Annotated in this window: 6 protein-coding genes; all 6 read left to right on the top strand. The window is 45.8% G+C overall.

What is annotated here, in order from left to right:
- Positions 1 to 113: 113 nt before the first annotated feature.
- The 6 genes from MHN30_RS17550 to MHN30_RS17525 all read left to right on the top strand — a co-directional run bounded on the left by MHN30_RS17550 (position 114) and on the right by MHN30_RS17525 (position 21,198).
- A complete protein-coding gene (locus tag MHN30_RS17550) occupies positions 114 to 9,194 on the top strand; it encodes a non-ribosomal peptide synthetase (RefSeq protein ID WP_239360562.1) in 9,081 nt (3,026 codons plus the stop codon).
- A gap of 226 nt (positions 9,195 to 9,420) precedes the next feature.
- Complete coding sequence (locus MHN30_RS17545; protein ID WP_222242047.1) at positions 9,421 to 10,482, top strand: TauD/TfdA family dioxygenase; 1,062 nt, start codon at positions 9,421 to 9,423, stop codon at positions 10,480 to 10,482.
- A gap of 15 nt (positions 10,483 to 10,497) precedes the next feature.
- Positions 10,498 to 13,608, top strand: a complete 3,111-nt coding sequence (locus tag MHN30_RS17540; RefSeq protein ID WP_239360560.1) for an amino acid adenylation domain-containing protein — start codon at positions 10,498 to 10,500, stop codon at positions 13,606 to 13,608.
- An 88-nt stretch (positions 13,609 to 13,696) separates the two neighbouring features.
- Positions 13,697 to 17,653 (top strand): amino acid adenylation domain-containing protein, encoded by a 3,957-nt coding sequence (locus MHN30_RS17535; protein WP_239360558.1) that lies wholly within the window; start codon positions 13,697 to 13,699, stop codon positions 17,651 to 17,653.
- A gap of 81 nt (positions 17,654 to 17,734) precedes the next feature.
- A complete protein-coding gene (locus MHN30_RS17530; RefSeq protein ID WP_130163291.1) occupies positions 17,735 to 19,816 on the top strand; it encodes a TonB-dependent receptor in 2,082 nt (693 codons plus the stop codon).
- 53 nt (positions 19,817 to 19,869) lie between these two features.
- A complete protein-coding gene (locus MHN30_RS17525; RefSeq protein WP_130163292.1) occupies positions 19,870 to 21,198 on the top strand; it encodes a PepSY-associated TM helix domain-containing protein in 1,329 nt (442 codons plus the stop codon).
- The last annotated feature ends 40 nt before the right edge of the window (positions 21,199 to 21,238 follow it).

Below are 21,238 nucleotides of genomic sequence, written 5' to 3'. Positions count from 1 at the left end.
AGTGAGTAGACTTGGCTTTTAAAATGAAAAGTAAATTTCAATAGCGCTATACCGTCTTACTGATACTTTGGCCGCCTCGCGGTGTCAACTTTGAAGATAGGCATGGTGTAAATATGCAAGATGATTTTTTAGCGGATATTGATAGCGATATATTGAGTTTACTGTTAGAGCAAGATGCCAGCGAAGGGATCCCTCACCTATCCGGTCATACCGCACCCTTATCATATTTACAGCAACAGCTTTGGACGCTGCAAGCATTAGATGAGTCGAATACAAGTTATCTTATGCCTGTCGTTTTTGAAGTTCATGGCCAAGTCGATGCCGTCAAGTTAGAGTTGGCGTTACAATCTGTGATTGCCAATCACGGTGTATTTAGAACGCAATTTATCGCAAATGGTAATGAGCCAACACAAGTTGAGCTGGACAGTGCTGTTTTTTCGTTAGAGCAAGTTCATAGTGATAAATGTAGAGCAAATTATCTGGCGAGCGAAGAATTAAACACTTGGTTAATGACAGCTAATGATTTAACACAAGTGCCGCAACTCAAAGCTCAACTCATCAGTTGCGCCGATCAGTTGCAAATTCTTGCATTAAGTTATCATCACCTCGTTTCTGATGGTTGGTCTAATAACCTGATTTTGGCCGATTTAAAACGCGCCTATCAGGGACTTTCCCTGTCTAAGCCTGCACTACGCTATCTTGATTTTGCACATTGGCAGCGCAGTGAACTGTCCGACGCGCATCCTGCTGTCGGTTTTTGGCAGCATTATTTAAGTGCCCCGCGACAACCAGTGCGATTACACCAGCAGCGTATCACGTCTAATAAGTTAAGCTCAGCAGGCGCGCGTCAGCAATTTATGCTCAATGTGCCGTTAGGTGTGGAGCTTAATGATTTTTGTAAACGAAATCAGGTCACGCCTTTTGCATCCTTGCTGGCGGTATGGCAGTTATTGTTATCTCGCCACCATGGGAATGATCAATTTGTTGTTGGTGTCCCCAACGCGGGTCGCTCGCAAGAGCAAGTGCAAGACATCGTTGGCTGCTTTATTACCACGCAAGCCTATCGCTGTGAGGCCCATGCTGCCCGATCTTTTATTGATGTTGTGAAACGAATACAAGGACATGCACTTACTTGCACGCAATACAGTGATGTACCGTTTGAATATGTGTTGTCGGTGTTACCAGAGCATCGCGCTGAGCAGTATCAAGGTAGTTTTTTTCAAGTGGGGTTTGATTGTCAACCGCAGTTACAAGGACAACTCAACTTCGCTGATTTCTCGCTAGAACCTGTCGTGGGTGGCAGTACCCAGAGCAAGTTTGCTATTGCACTATCGGTGCAAACTAGCGAGGCCAATATAGCGTGTGAAATTGAGTACGATCTCGCGCAGTTTGATCTCCAATACATACAGACATTACAACGAGAGTTCTGTTTGCTGCTTACCTTAGCACTCGGACATGAAAATGAGACCATTGGTAATTGGATTGATGTGGCCTACGAAAACCAGCGCCCGTATTTGCCTGAAAGTAACGCGAGTAAGGGTAAAACCTTGGCTCACGTTGAAAAGTTAACCCACACCTTGATTCGCCAACAGGCACTTGCCACGCCAACGAATACCGCAATGATTTTTCAAGATCATCACTTTGATTATCAATGGTTAGAAGCACATGCCAACTATATTGCTTCGCAACTTCAAAATGTTGGTGTAAAGGCTGGGGAGGTTGTGGGTATTGCATTGCCAAGGTCGCCTTATTTGGTGGCAAGCTTGCTCGCATGTTTTAAGTCTGGAGTGACCTATTTACCACTGGACGCTAAGCTGCCCGAAGATAAGCTAACTCACATGATAGAAGATAGCGGCTGTGTTTTGATATTGGGCGAGCAATTGCACTTAACATCGCTTCCTTTGATGGCAGAAGACGCATTAGTTTGCTCGGATACATCAGGTTGGTTTGCACAAGACTTAGCTATTGACGTCCATCCTGAGCATATTGCTTATCTTAACTACACCTCTGGCTCGACGGGTCAAGCGAAAGGGGTGGCGGTAGCACATGGGGCGCTTAGCCGTTATATATTTACGGCGGCTGATTTTATTAATCTTTCGCAACAAGATGTGGTTTTACAGTTTGCGACGGCGAACTTTGATGCCTTTGTTGAGCAGGTCTTTCCAACCTTAGTGGTTGGCGCTGCACTGGTTATTCGAGACGATAGCTTGTGGGATGCACAACAATTATTTGAGCAGGCCAGTAAACATCGCATCAGTGTTATGGACCTAAGTGCCGCTTATTGGCGCCAAGTAGCTGAAGATTGGTGTTATTTAATGCCCAAGCACAATTGGCGCTTACCGGCTTTACGACAGGTGCATTCCGGTGGCGAAGCCATGTCAAAACAAGCTATTAGCGCTTGGCGACAAGCTGGCTTGGCAGACGTAAAATTGGTCAATACCTATGGACCCACCGAAATTGTGGTGGAGGCCGCAATCTTTGATTGTACTAAGCTCGATGTTGCGCATATCGACTCTGTTCCTATTGGGACTGCTATTGCAGAGCGTAAACTCTATGTACTAGATGCAGAGCAGAACTTGGTACCACAAGGGCAAGCGGGTGAGCTCTATATTGGAGGCGATATTCTGGCTCAGGGTTACGTTGGCCGAGCTGGCCAAACTGCTGCAAGCTTTGTGGCCGACCCATTTAGTGATTCAGGTAAGCGTTTATATCGCACTGGAGATTTGGTGAGATGGAACGAACACGCGCAACTTGAGTTTATTGGTCGAGTCGATAACCAAGTCAAAATCCGTGGTTTCCGGGTCGAAATTGAAGAAGTAGAGCTTAAATTACGTGCGATGGCAGGCGTAAGTGATGTGGCTGTTGTTGCTCAGCAGCATGCAGGAACAACTAGGTTACTCGCTTATCTCTGCTCACATAGAACGGCACAAGACATTCAAGCCGATACCAGAGCGGCGCTACCCGAATACATGGTTCCTGCAGTATTTACACTAATGGATAGCCTGCCGCTGAACGCCAATGGCAAAGTGGATCGTTCAGCTTTACCAGCACCCAAGCACCAAGAGCAAACGCAAATCACGGCCTGTGTTGGTGAGGCTGAACAATCGATCGCTGCAATCTGGTGCAAATTATTTAATCTGGAGCAAATAGGCCGAGATGATAACTTTTTTGCCCTCGGAGGCGACTCGATAATTTGCCTACAAATGGTGTCTTTGTGTCGTCAAGCTGGCTGGGAAGTATCACCTGGAGATGTGTTTGAAGCGCAAACCATAGCGGGTGTTGCGGCGCTTGCCGTCCAGTTAGCTGAGCCAAATCCGAGCGACGTGGAAGAAGTTAAAGGGCAGGCGCCTCTTTTGCCTATTCAGCAGGCCTTTTTTGAGCAGCGAGAGCATGCACCACATCACTACAACCAAGCGGTTATGTTACGCTTGGAGCAAGCGTTGGATTGGCGTGTACTCCAGCAAGTGATAGGTCGACTCATTCAGCATCATGACGCCCTAAGGCTAACATTTAGCAAGGACGGTCGAGGTGATTGGCAACAATCTTTTGGTGATTATCATGAGTCGATGCTGGCGCAGGTTTTTACAATGCATCAAGTGGAGTGTGAGCAGATCACTACGCTGGCAGAGGAAATACAAGCAAGCTTGAATATTCAAGATGGGCCTTTGATGCGTGCGGCTGTGATGACAGTAGCCGACGGCAGCTATCGTGTTTTGCTGGTGGTTCATCACTTGGTGATTGATGGCGTGTCTTGGCGCATTGTGTTGGATGATTTAGCAACTGGCTATGAGCAGTTGCTGAATTCTGCAGATTGGCAGCTACCAGCCAAGTCGAGCAGTGTGAAAAAGTGGGCGGAAGCGCTACAGCACTATGCTGAAGCGTTTGCTGATGAAGCTAATTTTTGGCATATGCAAACCGCATCTCCTTTACCTCTCCCTTATCAGGATGCGGACGCAAGTGCAGTTGAAGCTAGCGTAGCAACCGCAGAACATCAATGTTCTGTCGAGCTCACAACACAGTTACTGACCCAAGCAAGTCGGCCATATCGCACCCAAGTTAATGACTTATTATTAAGCGCGCTGAGCGAAGCGGTGTATCGCTGGTTAGGAAAAGATGAATATGTGCTTCACTTGGAAGGACATGGTCGAGAGCCTTGGCAATCAGAGATTGATTTGAGTCGTACGGTGGGTTGGTTTACCGCTATGTTCCCGCTGAAACTATCGCGCCGCGGTAACTGGCTCGACACGATCACTGGCACAAAAGAGGCTCTGCGTAGGATCCCAAATAAAGGAATTGGCTATGGCGCACTTAAGTATGGCAATTCCGCCACACCTACACACTCGCCAGAAATTGCGGATATAGAATTTAACTATTTAGGTCAGTTAGACAATAACTTTACCAGTGATGGTATATGGCAACCCGCCCTTGAATCTACAGGGGCAAGCCATAATGGCTTAGCAAAGGTGACGAGTGAGCTGGCGATACAAGCACAGGTTTTAGGAGGGCAGCTCCAGATCCGCGCAAGTTTTGTTGAGGCTAGACTGAGCGCAGGCGCAGTGAATGATTTTATGAGATTGTTCCAGCAATGCTTGGAGGAGTTGGTAAGCCACTGCGAAACAGCCACCGCAAAACTAAGTCGGTCTGATGTGCCACTAGCACAACTCTCGGACGACACATTACGGCAGTTAGATGCTGAGAAAATCAGCAAAGTTTATCCTCTTTCAGCGATGCAAGAAGGCATGCTTTTCCACGCTTTGTACAGTGACAATAGTGCTTACATAAATCAAATGCAGTTCGCTGTAACCGGTTTAGATATAGACGCATTTAGCGCAGCTTGGCAACGAGTAACAGATCGCCATGATGCGTTAAGAACGGGCTTGCTCACTCAGGTCACGCCGCCACATCAATATGTTGTTACATCACATCAGGCTGATATCACGGTACTTGACTGGTCTATGAAAAACCGAGATGTACAGGCTGAACTTGGTCAGCTGGCAAAGCGACAAGTGGCATCAGGCTTTAATTTAGAAAAAGACATTGGCTTTAACCGTGTGGTTATCGTTCGGCTCAATGCCACGCAATACAGAGTTATTTGGACCAATCACCATTTATTCACTGACGGCTGGAGTGCTTCTCGAATGATGGGCGAACTACTGAGTGCCTATCAAGGACAAGCTCTGACGGCTGTAACTGGTCAGTACGACAGTTATATTGCGTTTTTGCAAGCACAAGACCAAGTGCAGAATAGCCGTTATTGGCAACAGCAGTTACAACTATTGAGTGAGCCTTGCTCGCTGTTCAATCAAGCGGAAAAATCGCATATAGCAGAAAATCAAGCCGGTCAAACAAGCAGGATTATTGACTCCACACAGACCGAAACCCTCCTGTCTTTTTGTCGTCGCCAGCAGATCACGGTAAACACGTTGATCCAAGCCGCATGGTCATTGGTATTGAAAACCGCTCTCGGACGCAATGCCGTATGTTTTGGCTCGGTGACCTCAGGGCGACCACCGCAGCTTCCCCAAAGTGATAGCATGCTCGGTTTGTTTATCAATACGTTGCCGACCATAGTAACGCTGGAGCCAGAATTGCCCGTTGGACAATGGTTGCAGCAGCTACAACGCCAAAGCATGGCTGCACGTGAGCATGAATATACTCCCTTAAGTGATGTTCAAAAATGGGCAAGAGAAGGTGGATTGGACTGCCCAAGTGGATTATTCGATACATTGGTTGTCTTTGAAAACTACCCGATAGCGGAGGCACTTCAGCAAGCTGATAAGGAATCCACGCAATTCGAGCTTGTGGCTAGCCGCGAAGAGACGGATTACCCACTGACGGTATCGATTTCACAGCAAGAGACCATCGACATTGCTTTTCACTACCAACTCGCAGCATTAAATAATGTTGAGGCAAAGCACTTACTTGAGCGCTTTGTGCTTATTATTTCGCAGCTGGCGCAAGGGGTGAAGCAGCCGCTTGGCAATATAACCGCATTGAGTGCGGAGCAGGAAAAGGCATTACTTGAACTTGGTGATCCCCGAAGCAGGCAGGAAACACAAAAAGTCGATATTATTGAGTACTTATACCAGCAAGCTGAGCTGCATCAGCATAGTGCACGGATCCACTTTGAAGACCAGTCACTAAGTTATCAGGCTCTGTTGGCACATAGCGAAAAGATAGCCGATGGTCTCCAACGCCAAGGGATCCGCCGTGAAGATCGCGTTGCATTATTAATGAGGACAGGACTCGATACGCTCGCAAGTATCTTAGCCATTTGGCAGCTTGGTGCAATATACGTCCCTCTTGATTCCGACTCTCCAGATTCCCGTCTGCATGATATCCTTGCAGTGAGTGAACCGCGACTGGTGCTATATCAAGGGAAAGGGCTTGAGCACTGTGCTGTTGAGCAAATTTCTCTCAGCAGTATCATAAATCTAGCGAGCCACGCTAAGCGAGAAGTATCTATACAGCATCCACAGCAATTGGCATATCTGGTGTTTACCTCAGGCTCTACTGGCAAACCAAAAGGGGTTGCGGTCACACGAGCAGCACTATTGAGCCATTGTTTGGCAATAGCCGATGCTTATCAATACAAGGCCGCCGATCATGCTTTAGCATTTGCTTCATTGGGCTTTGATGCTGGGCTTGAGCAGGTTTTTGTGCCGTTGTTAATGGGTGCCCAACTCACTATGGTGAATGGTAAAACGCTATTACCAGAGCAGTGTAGCGAACTCATCACAGCCAAGCAGATCAATATCGTTGACTTACCACGCGGCTATTTACAGCACTTGCCGCATCTTGATGCGGTTCGCTTGTGCATTGTGGGTGGCGAGGCTTGGCCTGTGCAAGAGCTACTTCAATGGCGTCAGCGTGCACCTAACACACAATTTATCAATGCTTATGGGCCAACAGAAACAGTGATCACGCCGACCATTTGGCAAGACGATAACACTTCATTGCTCGACAGTGTTTATGTGCCGATTGGTTCAGTCGTTGGCGAGCGTCATGCCTACGTGTTGAGTGAAGAGCTTAACCTTACGCCGCAAGGTGGAATTGGTGAGTTGTACATTGCAGGTACGTTGGCACAAGGTTATTTTGCTAGAGCGGATTTAACTGCAGAGCGCTTTATCGCAAACCCATTTAGCGATAAAGGCGAGCGTTTATATCGTACAGGTGATCTGGTGCGTTGGGGCAAGCAAGGCGAACTTGTTTATCACGGGCGTGCGGATCAACAAGTTAAAGTACGCGGTTATCGAATTGAATTGGCTGAAATCGAAAAGCAAATCACGGCAATGCCTAGCGTAAATAGTGCACTGGTCCGTCTGCAAGAAACTCAGCAAGGGGCACAGCTAGTTGCTTATGTGATAGGAGAGGATCTGGATCTCAATGCGCTGCAAACACAAGCTCAGCAGAGGTTACCTGATTATATGCAACCGGCTCATTGGTTTGCATTGGCCCAATTTCCGTTGACTATAAACGGAAAAATAGATGTAAAAGCGTTACCTCAGCCCTCACGGCAAGCAAGCCAGACTGAAAGCCATGCAATGAACACTCACGAAAAGCAACTGGCGGCGATTTGGCAGGCGTTATTAGGCGTTGAAGCATCATCCCATAGCCAGTTTTTCCATGCGGGTGGGGATTCTATTCTAGCTATGAGGTTGACCTCGCAAATCAATCAAACATTTGGGTTGAATCTAGGGGTCAGGGAAATCTTTGAACATAGTGAATTTACTGCGTTGGCACAATATATCACTGAGCAGCATCAAGCGAATAGGGAGGCTGAAGCGATTGCACTACAAGCACTGCCTTTCGAGCAGCAAGTGCCCGTATCGGCGGAGCAGCGTAGTCTCTGGATCACGGACAAATTAAGTGAAGAAAAAGATAAAGCGGCTTATAACATCACTACGAGTGTGAATCTCTTTGGTGAGCTTGACGTGGTAAGCCTGCAGCAAGCATTTACTCAGTTACTGGCATGGCATCGTACGTTCAGTTATCGCTTTATTGAGCAAGAAGGAGATGTGGTTGCGCTTTACAGTGAGGAAAATGAACTGAATTGGCAGTTCGTGAAACTGACTGATAGTTTAGAGCAAAATACGCAAGCGGCGACCGAGTTGCGTCAACACTTCGAGCGTACACCGTTTGATTTAGCACAAGATGTTTTACTACGAGTGTTGCTGGTCGAAATTGCGGATAAACACTATCAGTTAACCATTAACATGCATCACATCGTCAGTGATGGGTGGTCTATGGGTAACCTGGTGCAGCAGGTTGGTGAGTTTTATTTGGCACAGGTTGAGAAACGCGAAACTGTTTTACCTGCGCTACAAGTTCAATATAGTGATTATGCTAAGTGGCAGCAGCTGCGCTTGGCAAGTGATGAGGCGCGCGAGGTCGCTCAGTATTGGCGCACTCAATTGGCCGATGCACCTGTGCAAACCCTGATCCCTCTACATTCACCGCGTCCTGAAAATAGTGATACAAAAGGTGAAGTCATCGACTTTACCATCGTGGCTGAGGTGCGCCAAGCCATCGAGCAGTTAGCGCAACATCAGCAGTGTTCTGTCTTTAGTGTACTACTGGCAAGTTATGCTGCATGGTTATATGAAATGACTGGGCAGCAAGATTTAGTGCTAGGCACTGATCTGTCGGGACGAGAACATGCCGATCTAGAACCTTTGATCGGATATTTTATTAGGGTACTTCCATTGCGTATCCGCCTTACTGGCGCTATGGGCTTTGCTGAGCTGTGTGCGCATGTTCAACACACCTTACTCGATGTACAAAGCAATCAGTTGTTTACCTTAGATGGCGTGATTAATGAGGTAGGCGTACAAAGAACTGCGGGGTTGTCGCCATTATTCCAACAGCTTTTTGTAATGCAAAATACGCCAAAGCCGGATTGGCCAATTGAAGGGCTCAATATGGAAGGGCTCTCCTCTACAGATACATCGAGCAAGTTTGACTCAGCAATCTTTATTGATGCTCAAAAGAGCGCTTATCAAGGTCGTTGTTATTACAAGAGCGGACTATATCGACGAGATAAAATGCAAGTTGCACTGGATAGATGGCTAGCGTTGCTTGGGCAGTTAGTGCAACAGCCTGCACTAAGCTTAGCGACGTTCAGACCGCAAATTAGCAAACAAGCGAGTCAGAATAAGTTTAAATCAACGAAGTTTGCAAAGTTAAAGAAGTAGCGAACTCCAGATCATAACCAGTTTAACTATCTGTATAAAAATGAGGTGCGAGATGCACCTCATTTTTGATTCAAATCAAGTAAATCTTCTACTTTGTAGTAAAGAAAATAATTTGTCTTACGTCATATCGCTAAGCAGACCAACTCAAGGTAGCAGGGCGATGTTCTATTGGAGGTCCGATAGTTCATTACCGCGGATTGGTATGAGTCTATGACAGGAGAAAACGATGACGTCCACTGTGCGAAAAGGTAAATTTTCATCACTTAAAAAAGGGGTAAAACCCGCAGCTAGCGCTACTCAGGCTGCAACTTCTACGACATTTTTCCCAGGAGCCGAAGGGTTTCCTGCGGTGATCCAACCAACCAGTAAAGATTTAGACCCGTACATTTGGGCTGAAGCAAATCGAGATTTTATAGAAACTAACTTGCTGAAATATGCAGGGTTGGTCTTCCGTGGTTTTGGCCTAAAAACACCGCAGGACTTTGAGCAATTTGCCAGTGCGATCCAACCTGGGCTTTATGGTAACTATGGTGATCTGCCCAAAAAAGAGGGCGGCAAGAAGACGTATAAATCGACTCCCTACCCTGAAAACAAAATGATCCTTTATCACAACGAGAGCTCTCACTTAGAGCAGTGGCCTCGTAAACAGTGGTTTTTTTGTGAACTACCTTCACCTGTTGGCGGTACAACCCCGATTGTCGATTGTCGTCGCATGTTATCTGTGTTGCCAAGTGAGTTGGTTAAGAAAATTGAAGAAAAAGGCCTGCTCTATCTTCGCAATTTCCACAAAAGTGTGGATGTAAGTTGGCAACACTTCTATAAGACCGATAGCAAAATTGAGGTGGAAGAGCGACTCCGCGCAGCAGGTATTGAATACAGCTGGTTAGAAAACGATGGCTTACAAACCAAAACTAAAACTCATGGTGTAATAGTCCATCCGCTTACGAAAGAAAGGTCGTTCTTTAACCAAGTTCAATTACATCATATCGCCTGTTTGGAGCCAGAGGTTAAAGAAAGTCTAATTGAACTGGTGGGTGAGCAAAGATTACCTAGGCATGTCTACTTTGGCGATGGAAGCGCGATTAGTGAGGAAGAAATGGCGATTATTGGTGCCGCATACGAAACCTGTGCCGTTCGCTTTGACTGGCAGCAAGGAGATGTCGTGATGCTAGATAATATGCTTGCTGCACACGCAAGAGATCCATTCGAGGGTCCACGAAAAATCGTTGTTGCGATGGGGGACATCTATACGCAACAAGAGTTACAACACGCAAATAACGTACAGTAAAAGGTAGTGTATCTTATGATCCAAGAATATATCTCTGCTTATCCACAAGGTATTTCACTGAGTGCGCAGCAGCAAAACCAAGGTAATTCATTAGAGCCACTGGCTTTTAATAGTACGCTCTTACGGCTGGATTTTCAGTATAGCGCTGAGCAGCTACAGGCAAGATTAAACGAAGTAATCGATGACAATATTGTACTAAGTTTTGCATTTGCTGAAGTTCCGGGCTTTCGTGGGTTAAGGCAGTTACCTCAAGAGGTCGCCAAACCAGTGGTTGAGTCAGTGACGCTAGAATCGAGCACCAGCATCAACTTAGCAACATTAGATAGTTTATATCCGCTGTCGTTAAACCCGGCATCGGGTCAGAATCTACAAGTAATAAGAGTCGCTCATCAAGACGAGGTTTACCTTTTGGTGCGCACGCATGCGCTATGTGTTGATCTTGCGAGTACTGAAAACATTGCGCAACGATTGCTAGCGCAGAACGTTGAGCGTGAGGAAAGTGTTCAATATCCAGATTTTCTCGCTTGGCTTGAAGAGCTGACCAGCAGTGAAGAATCACTTCAGGGTAAAGCCTATTGGCAGCAATATATTAGTCAACTTAGCACGGCAAAAGATCACTTCGCGTTGCCTTATCATAAGGCCCCTGAGCAAGGTACATTACAACGCTTGCAATGCGTTGATGATGACTTACCACAAGCGGTTGCTGACGGCATTACAGCGCTGGCACAACAGTTAGAAGTCGAAGCCGAAAGTGTGTATTTGTCGCTTTGGTGGTTGTTATTAGCACGTATTTCGGGGCAAAGCTTTATAACTAATATTGGCTATGATCCTCGCAGAATGAGTGAAGACCTAGCTGATGCGCTTGGAGTTTATACCCAAGCACTACCTGTTCAAGTACCTGTGGCTGCGATGCAAGTATTGAAGGAATGGATAGGTCAGTTTGCTTTCACGCTAGAGCAACATAATGAGTGGGCTGAATGTTTTGAAAGCCCTGAGGGCTTAGCAACAAGTAGCGTGATGACTCAGTTTGCTTCTACACTTGCGAGTGTTGAAGCCACAGCAGTGACGGCTGATAACGCCGAATTGAGTTTAACCATTGCTGATGACCGCGTTAGGTTGCAATTTAATAGTGCTGCGTATTCTCATCAAGCTGCTACCTTGTTACTGGAGCAATTTGTGTATTTACTCGCTCAGGCACCGCAAAAGTTGGCGACTCCAGTGAGTGAAATTTCATTAGTTACGCCATTGGAGCAGCAGCGTTTTGTTGAATTGAATGCCGATAAAGGGGTAACAGCCTCTCATATCTTTGAACAGCTCGATTATTTTGCTGATGCTAAAAGTGAGCATGTGGCTTTGGTCGATGGCGCGCATGCTCTGAGCTATAACCAGCTAGTGACTTTAGTTAATAAATTGGCTCAATCATTACAAGCTCAAGGTATAAAGCAGGGTGATATTGTGCTGTTATCACTGCCCAGAGGTTGGCAGCAGGTTGTTACGCTGTTGGCCGTGATGCGAGCTGGTGCAGCATATTGCCCTATCGACCCGAGCTGGCCAGAAGCGCGTAAGCAGCGTGTAATGGAGGCTGCTAGTGCCACACTTCATATCAATGAGCAAAATATTGAGCAGTTACTACTTGATGCACAACAACTTGAGCTTGATGCGGGTGTCTTACCTGAAATAAGCTTGGATAACACCGCCTATGTGCTATTTACGTCGGGTTCGACGGGGGTACCAAAAGGCGTGGCGATTGCACATCGACAACTGGCGCAGTACTGTGCGGCCTCATCCCATGCTTTAGGCTTACAAGAGAATCAACGCTTTGGCTTAACGTCGACCGTAGCGGCTGATATTGGCAATACAACATTGTTTAATGCGTTTTACAACGGTGCAAGTTTAGTTGTAGCGAATGAGCAAGAAATGCTTGATGGTGAGGCATTTGGTCGCTTTGTGGCAGATCAAGACGTTGATTGCGTAAAAATAGTACCTTCTCACTTGCAAGCGTTACTAGAAGTCGTACCGGCGCGTCTTCCAAGTAAATTGATCCTTGGTGGGGAAGCGGCAAAACCTGCGTTGATCCAAAAAGTGCATAAACTTGCCCCACAGGCACAGGTATTTAATCACTACGGCCCAACTGAAACGACGGTCGGTGTAATGTCACACCAATACGAAAATAATGCGCGCTTTGATGCTGCGGTACCTAGATTAAGTCATGTTTTCTCTGGCACTCAAATTTTTATCTTAGACTCCCAAGATGCACTGTGTGCTACTGGTGAGCAGGGTGAACTTTGTATCGCTGGTCAGCAATTGTCTCCCGGCTACATCAACGTGGGGTCCGATGATGCGTTTGTAAATAACAGTCAGTGGGCTGAGCGACTCTATCGAACTGGGGATCTTGCTCGTTATCTACCGGATGGATCCATTAGCTTGTCTGGTCGTAAAGATGACCAAGTTCAGATCCGTGGATTCAGGGTGGAACCTAATGAGGTGGCACAGTCAATTTCTCAGCACTTGGAAAGTATCGATTGCTTTGTTGCTGTACAACATTATGGTAATGAGGCTGTATTGGTTGCCTTTCTTACTCAGTATCTGGACAAACAAACTACCCCAGCTGAGCTGCTTACAGGACAAGACAATTTAGCGCTGCAAACGCAGCTACGTGACGTGTTGCCTGATGCAATGGTACCGGCATTCTTTGTCAGCATAGCTGAGCTGCCTTTATTGGCTAACGGTAAAGTGGACCGCCAAGGTCTACCTAAGATTGCCGATCTTACACTGTCTACCTATGTAGCCCCGAATAGTCAGTTGGAAACCTTGCTGGCGTCAACACTGGCGAAGATTTTAGAAGTGGAACGAGTCAGCTGTGATGCGAGCTTCTTTGATTTGGGTGGTCATTCGCTATCAGCCATCAAATTTGCGACGCGGATTAAGAAATTACTATTACTCAACGTTGAGCCTGGTGTGGTCTTTGACAATCCAAGTATTCAATCTTTGGCGCAAGCACTAAATAACTTAAGTGGCGATCCGTCTAGATTGGAGAAATTAGCATTGACGCAAATCAAACTGGCAACGCTGACCCCTGAGCAGCAAGCGGCATTGCGTGAAAAAATGGGTCTGAAAGCCACATAGATATCAAAGTGAAAGCGTAGCTTTCGATTATCTTTAGACTATGAAGTGGGAGCCAGCGGCTCCCACTTTTATTTTTATGAGTATGTGTATGTCAAATAATGAGTTAGCGGATGAATTGGTAGATGGACTTGATTTGGACCTGTTGGCGCAGTTATGGAATGAACCTGAGGTAGAGGATGAAGTGACAGGGGTTGTTGCAACAGAGAGGGTTTCGGGTGTACTTTCATTGCAACAAAAACGTTTATGGCTGCTCCAGCAAATAGACCCACAAAGTAATGCTTACGACGTATTACGTACATATCATGCGCCTATTGCATTAGATCTTACTCGGTTGCAATCAGCATTGGACGCACTAGTCGAATGCCATGAGATCTTTCGTACCTTTTATCAGTTCGATGGCACTGCAACTCAGGTCGTTGCCTCTGCATGTAAGGTGCCGCTCACCATCATTGATATAGACTCGATATTAGATAGCCAATCACTCCTTGAGCAAGCTGCTGTGAAGTCATGGTGTAATGTGCCGTTTAATTTAAGTCAGGTACCACTTTTAAAAGCCGCTTGGGTGAATACTGCACAGGGTGGGTATTTGTTACTACGGAATCACCATATTGTAAGTGATGCTTGGTCAAAAACACTGATATTAAAAGATTTATTAGCCGCATATCAGGGAAACGCATTGGTCAAACCAAGTTGCCGCTACTTAGATTATGCAATGTGGCAAAGTGAATACCTTGCTCATGATAGTGCCAATGAAACGCTGACTTATTGGCGGGAGTATATTAAACAGCAGCCTCAGCCGCTCACCTTGCCGAGCAAGGAGTCAACGACAACGCTTTCCTCTTTCCCTGTAATGCTCAGTCACCGGCTATCTGAGCAGCAAGTCCAGCAGGTTAACGCTTTTTGTCAGCGTCATGGCTGTACTTCAGCGGCCGTTTTTATGACTTTATTGCAAGCAACATTAAGCCGTTTTAGCAGCACGCAAGACTTTTTGATTGGTTCGCCAACCGCTGCTCGAAATCTGCCTGAACTCGCTGATGTAGTGGGTTGTTTTATGAATACGCAGCTCTATAAAAACGAAGTGCGTGAGGGAGTGACATTCACAGAGGCCGTCAACCAAAACCAGCGCCATACCCTAAGGCTGATAAATGAAGATCAAGTTCCATTTGAGTGGCTTGCAGAACAATTAAATTGGCCTGTATTAGCGGATAGGCATCCGCACTTTCAAGTTCTGTTTAATTACTTACAAAGCGACACCGTTCCAAGCGATGACATGGCGCTGGCACTACGCCCAATAAATGTTGAGAGTCAGGTTGCTAAGTTTGAATTATCATTGGACGTGAGCGTGCAAGATGGGAATATCGAGCTTTACTTCGAAGCTGATGGTGCTATGTATCGCGCGGCTTTATTAGATCAGCTCTTAACCTGTTACCTGAACTTACTGGATGCATTGATCAGCAAGCCTGAAACGGCCATTAATAACATAGTTGTCTATCAACCAGACGCTACATTGTGTGCATCACGACAAACTAACGAAGTGGCTACAGTCGTCGAATTGATTAAACAGCAACAGATCCCCTTGGCTGCAATTGCATTGCAAGATGACAGCGGTGCCAAGCTGAATTACGAAACGTTACTGCAACTGAGTGACAATTTTGCAAACTTCCTTATCGAACAAGGCGTGCAATCCGAGGATAGAGTGGTGGTGGTCGTTTCGCGCCAGGTAGATATGATTGTTGCACTGCTCGGATGTATGCAGGCAGGTGTGGTCTATGTCCCCGTTGATCCCAATATGCCTCATCAGCGGCAACAATTAATCTTTGCATCGAGTGCTGCAAGGGCTATCGTGACCAACTTAGAAGATATATTTAACCCAAGTGGATTACCGGTTTGGTCGATTGCAAAAGTGAATCGAACACGATATCAAGACCATAAGACGTCACTGCAGGTTTGTGCCCAGCAGCTTGCTTATATTTTATACACCTCAGGCTCCACAGGACAGCCTAAGGGGGTCGCAATTACCCACGGCAATCTGGTTAATTTTATCTTAGCAATGAAATCCCAATTTTCGCTCACTCAAGATTCAAAATGGTTGGCTTTAACTGCGCTTGGTTTTGATATTTCGGGCTTAGAGTTATATCTGCCATTGGTTTGCGGTGCGCAAGTTAGGATTGCAGATTCTGTATTCAGTTTGAAAGCATGTGACTTGGAGGGAGTTAGTCATATTCAAGCCACTCCTGCGGGATGGCAGGGGCTACTGGCTAAATCACTGCTTTCACATCCTATCGTTGGGTTATGCGGTGGAGAAGCATTACCTCCTGTGTTGGCTCAAGCATTAAAAGCCAAGCAAGTTGTGCTTTATAACATGTATGGCCCTACTGAAACCACGGTGTGGTCTTCATGCCATCGGGTACAGGATAATATTCATCTTGGTTTCCCAATTCGTAATACACAGTTATATGTTTTAGATAGCTATCTGAATATGTGCCCAACGGGAGTTGCCGGAGAGCTTTACATTGGTGGTGCAGGGTTAGCGCGAGGTTACATGGAGCAACCGGCGTTGACTGCACAGCGATTTATTGCGAATCCTTTTTCCAGTGTAGGCGAGCGACTCTATCGCACGGGAGATTTGGTTGAGCGTAACGAACACAACGAGCTGCGCTTTCTTGGGCGGACAGATCATCAAGTGAAGATCCGTGGGCACCGTATAGAAACGGGGGAAATAGAAAGCCAGTTGTTAAGGGTGGAAGGAGTCAATCAAGCGGTAGTGGTAGCGCATGGTGATGATAATGATAAACGACTTGTTGCTTATGTTTGCACGCAGACGTTAAGTCGCGGCCAAATAACAGCAGCTGTCAGTGATTTGTTACCCAGTTATATGGTGCCAGAACAAATCATCTTGTTAGAAGCGTTACCGCTTAATCACAGTGGCAAGGTGGATAGAAAAGCATTACCTAAACCGTTGCAGGAAAGCCGTCAGGGAACGCAACCTCAAGGTCATCTTGAACAAGCGCTAGCTAGAGTATGGCAGCAAGTGCTGCAGGTTAACCAAGTATATCGAGAAGATAACTTCTTTGCGTTGGGTGGAAACTCCATTCATGCGTTACGTATGGTGCATCAATGGCAAAAATTAGCTCGACCAGAGCCCTTACTCGCACAAGCTATTTGGCAAGCAGATAACTTGCGTGATTTGGCTCAGCAAATTGCGCTTTCTAAACAATCTAATATTTGTGACATTTTACCTGAATCTGCATCATCGAAGTCATATAGCGATTTGCTGATATGTCTTCATGACGGTCGCGGTTTTACTATGTCATATAGACCCCTTGCTATGGCATTGCCTGAATATATGCGCTGTATTGGTATTACCCCTGATCTTGAGTTATCACAACAGGATGATTTTAGTACTTTGGCGCATCGCTATGCGGATCAGCTCGGAGATCTTAGCCAGTATCAGAATATTTATGTACTTGGCTGGTCTTTGGGGGGAGCGATAGCATTGCAATTGGTTGAAGCGCTAACGGGAAGAAATACACGCGTAAACAGTGTGCTTTTAATTGATAGCTGGGACCCGTTCGAACCAACCAATACCCAACCAGAAAGTTGGCGTGATTATATTCTAACAAGACTCTCAGAGAGCATTGCTGCTCCAAACTCTGAAGCTGAGTTTTATCAAGCGGTTGCTCAGTTTCCTTGGTCTGATGGAGGTTCAGTGGCAGAAAGAGCTGACGATATCACGCGTTTTCTTCTAGAGCATATTGATGTGCTTGAAGAAAGTGTTGCAGCTATGCCTACCACCGAAATAGTGCAAACCTTAGAGCAGACTTACTTATTGCGCTGTGCTGGTCGTCATGCTCTTAACTATCGGCAAGGTGATGGTGTTGACTATTACACTGTGTGGAGTAACGAGCGTGATGTGGAAGTTGCAAAACGATTTTGTCAGCGTTTGGATATTCAGCACTCGGATTATGTTGATGTTGATCATATGCAGATTATCTCGCACCCTAGTGTCATTGAAGCTGTACAAGAAGTAATAAGCGTTGAATAAAATCAAATTGTAAATGATAACTGTTTTCGTTACTATTGCAGGTAATTAACCCGTGGTTAATATAAAAGGGAGATTATTACCATGCAATTTGTAGGTAAGCGAGTGCTTATACTAGTCAGTTGTATCGCAGCACCAGCTTGGTCTGCTGAGCAATCAGTGGCAAATGAAGACATTGAAGTGATCGAAGTGTTGGGACGGGATTCGGAAAAAAACTTTGCCACTTACACGTATTCAGCGACAAAGACGGCAGCTGATGTTTTAGACCTTCCACAGTCAATTAGCGCCGTGACAAAAGAACTAATCAAGCAACAAGGATTGATGCGGCTAAACGACGTGACGCCTTTTGTCAGCGGGGCGAGCGAATTTTCAGTGTATAACGACATCACCATCCGAGGCTTTCGCAGTCAAGATGATCGCCGCCTCAATGGTATGCGAACTTATAATGATTTTTGGTCACAAACCGCCATTGCGCATGTTGAGCGAGTAGAGGTGGTTAAAGGCCCTGCCTCAGCTATTTTTGGTGACGCCAGCCCAGGTGGTGTAATCAATACTGTAACCAAAAAGCCGTTAGCGACTAGTCGTCATGAATTGAGTGCTCGAGTTGGGAGTTACCAAGAGAAGTATGTTGCTCTTGACACCACAGGTGCAATCAATGCATCGGAGTCGGTGCTGTATCGACTCAATGTGGGTTATGAAGACTCAGACTCTTTTAGAAACCAAGCATTTAATAAAGGGCTATTAGTGTCACCTAGTGTCACTTTTATTCCCAGTGACACGCTTAAGCTTAACCTCGAACTGGTGTATTCAGACAGTGAAGGGATCTTAGAACGAGGGCAGCCGAATATCCGTGGTAGCCAGCGTTTGGGCACGATCCCGATTGAAGTTTCGGCAACACAGCCAGGGGATAAGCTAGATACAGAAAGCTTGATCAGCAGCTTAGCAGTTGACTATCGTTTTAGCGATGCTTGGTGGTTAGCTGTGCAGTATATGCATCAGAATAGTGATCAAGACTTAGTCGAGCACGGTATTGGAAATTATGCTGATAATTCAGACTCTATCGTCAATTTGCGCTACATTGAGCGTGCTTCAGAAGCACAATCAGACTCCTTTTCCAGTTATCTAAATGGCAACTTTTACCTCGGTGATATCGAACACAATGTGGTGATTGGCTATGACTATATTGATAGATTTAGAGAATCCAGCCAGCGAGTAGCTAACGATGCGATGCAGTTCGATATTCTAAATCCTGAATACAAGCGCCGCGATACTGATAGCTACAATGCAACTCAGCGACCTGTGTTTGGTGGTAACCTACAAAGTGAAGGGATCTATATTCAAGACCGTATGGTATTTGGTCAATGGTCGGTACTGGCGAGCTTACGTGAAGAAAGTTTTGATCTAGATAATACCGGCGGTGGCTCCTCGAAAGATAGCCAACTGCTACCGCGATTGGGAGCTGTGTATAAGCTATCAGATACTCAGAGCCTTTATGCGAGTTGGATGCAGGGCTTTGAGCCTCCTCCTCTATACTCAAATAATCCTGAACAAGGTGGCCCATTTAAACCGCAAGATAGCGAATTATATGAGGTCGGCTTTAAAGCGCGTTTATTTAGCGATGATTTACAATTAACCACAGCTATCTATCAAATAACCCGTGAAAATGTCGTGCTATATGACGCTGAAGCATCAGCCAAAATCGATTTTGCTCGATATATGTATCGTCAGCGTGGTGCCGAGCAAGCGCGTGGATTTGAGTTCGATCTTAATGGTCAAATCACGGAACAACTTTCCGTAATTGCCAATTATGCTTATAACTCAGCGAAAGTAACCAAAGATTTGAATGATAGTGAAGTGGGCAAACGCAAAGAGGGCGCAGCTAAACATATGGCCACTGTATGGTCACGTTACCAGTTAGATGATAATTGGGCATTTGGGATCGGGGCAAGCTATGTGGGGGAGCGAGCAACCTCCTCTACAGGGTTAATATTGCCTAGCTATCTGATCTACAACGCAGGTGTGTACTATCAGGTGGACAGTTGGAAGACCTCCTTGGTGATTGACAATGTGTTCGACAAAGTACATTGGACCGGTGGCTATAGTTATAGTCAGTTGTTTCCAGGCGATCCACGTAGTGCGAGCTTAACGGTCGACTATCGATTTTAAACAGGGAGAGAAGAGTTGGCTTTTTAGCCAACTGCTCTTTTTAGGAGAAAAGCATGACAGCAAAACAATGGTTCAGTTGGCATAGTTTAAGCGGTGTTTGGTTCGGCTTGCTATTGTTCGTGATCTGTTGGACAGGGGCATTTGCGACCATTTCTTACGAATTAGATTGGCTATTCGATGACACCGTGAGAGCGGCAGAAAGTAGTCCACAAGTCAGTTTAGCGAGTGCTTACGAAAAGGTTCAAGAAACCTATCCAGACGCACGAATAGGGATCGCTTTTGCAGGTCCACAAGCGCATTTTGCTCACGATTTTGTGGTTCGCTTGCCAGATAATCCATGGCAGCATATTTACGTTGATCCATACACTGGAAATATACAAGGGAAAACGAGCTTTTTGAATATTCAGCGGTTTTTCCGAGATTTTCATATGCATTTTTTTGGTGTGTTCGACAGCATTGTGTCTTATTACTTGGTTTTGCTATTTGCCATTCCGCTATGCGTATCCACGATTAGTGCTTTGTATTTGTATCGAGGCTGGTGGAAAAAGTTATTTACACTAAAACTTAGCGGCGATACTCGCGCTAAGGTCGCAAGCTCACACAAATTAGCTGGAGTATGGAGTTTGTGGTTAGCAGTGGTGATTGCGATAACCAGTATGTGGTACTTGTTTGAGTTTGTCAGAATGGACTTGGCTGATGGTAAAACTGCGTTTACTGATGTTGGTGATTTTGCTGTGAACCCCTTACCTGAATTGCAACCACAAGATAAGCCTCAGCTCTCTGTTGTGGCGCTTGCTGCAAAAGTCAGAGAAGCGAGACCAGATCTGGAAATTAGAGCGATTAGATATTCCGGAGGGTATTTTTATGTTGAAGGCCAATCCAGTGACGTATTGGTTAGGGACAGAGCAAATAAGGTGTATGTGGATCCCTATACTGGGGAAGTCGTATATAGCCAAACTGCGTCTAGTCAGGGAATATATTGGCGTTTATCTGATACCGCGGATCCTTTGCATTTTGGTAATTTTGCCGGCATATGGGTAAAAATATTGTGGTGCATCTTTGGGGTTGCACTTTCATTTTTGGTGCTTAGCGGCACTTATATGTATGTTAAACGCCAGCTCAAGCTGCGCCGAAAAGAAGATCTACGCGGCGTGAAAGCTTCTTTGGTTTTTAGTTTAAGCCTTTTGGTATGCATTGCTTACTACGCCTATCATACGCTTATGAACTATGGAGTCGCAGGCCAGTTTCCTGTGCTACCAACGGGGTCGGCGCTGTTTTTGTCGATTTGGACGTTAGTCACTTGCTTTATCATTGTTGTATGGGGAGGCGCGTTACTTAACTTATGTCGCGAAGCAACGCTTATTAACCTGAGGTTTGGATAAGGAATGAGCTAACTCACTGTTTTTTTAATCACCTTAAACT

The organism is Pseudoalteromonas sp. OF7H-1 (assembly GCF_022347825.1).
Classification (GTDB): Bacteria; Pseudomonadota; Gammaproteobacteria; order Enterobacterales; family Alteromonadaceae; genus Pseudoalteromonas; species Pseudoalteromonas maricaloris.
The sequence above is the reverse complement of the archived record's forward strand: the minus strand, read 5'-3'. Positions and strand labels throughout refer to the sequence as shown.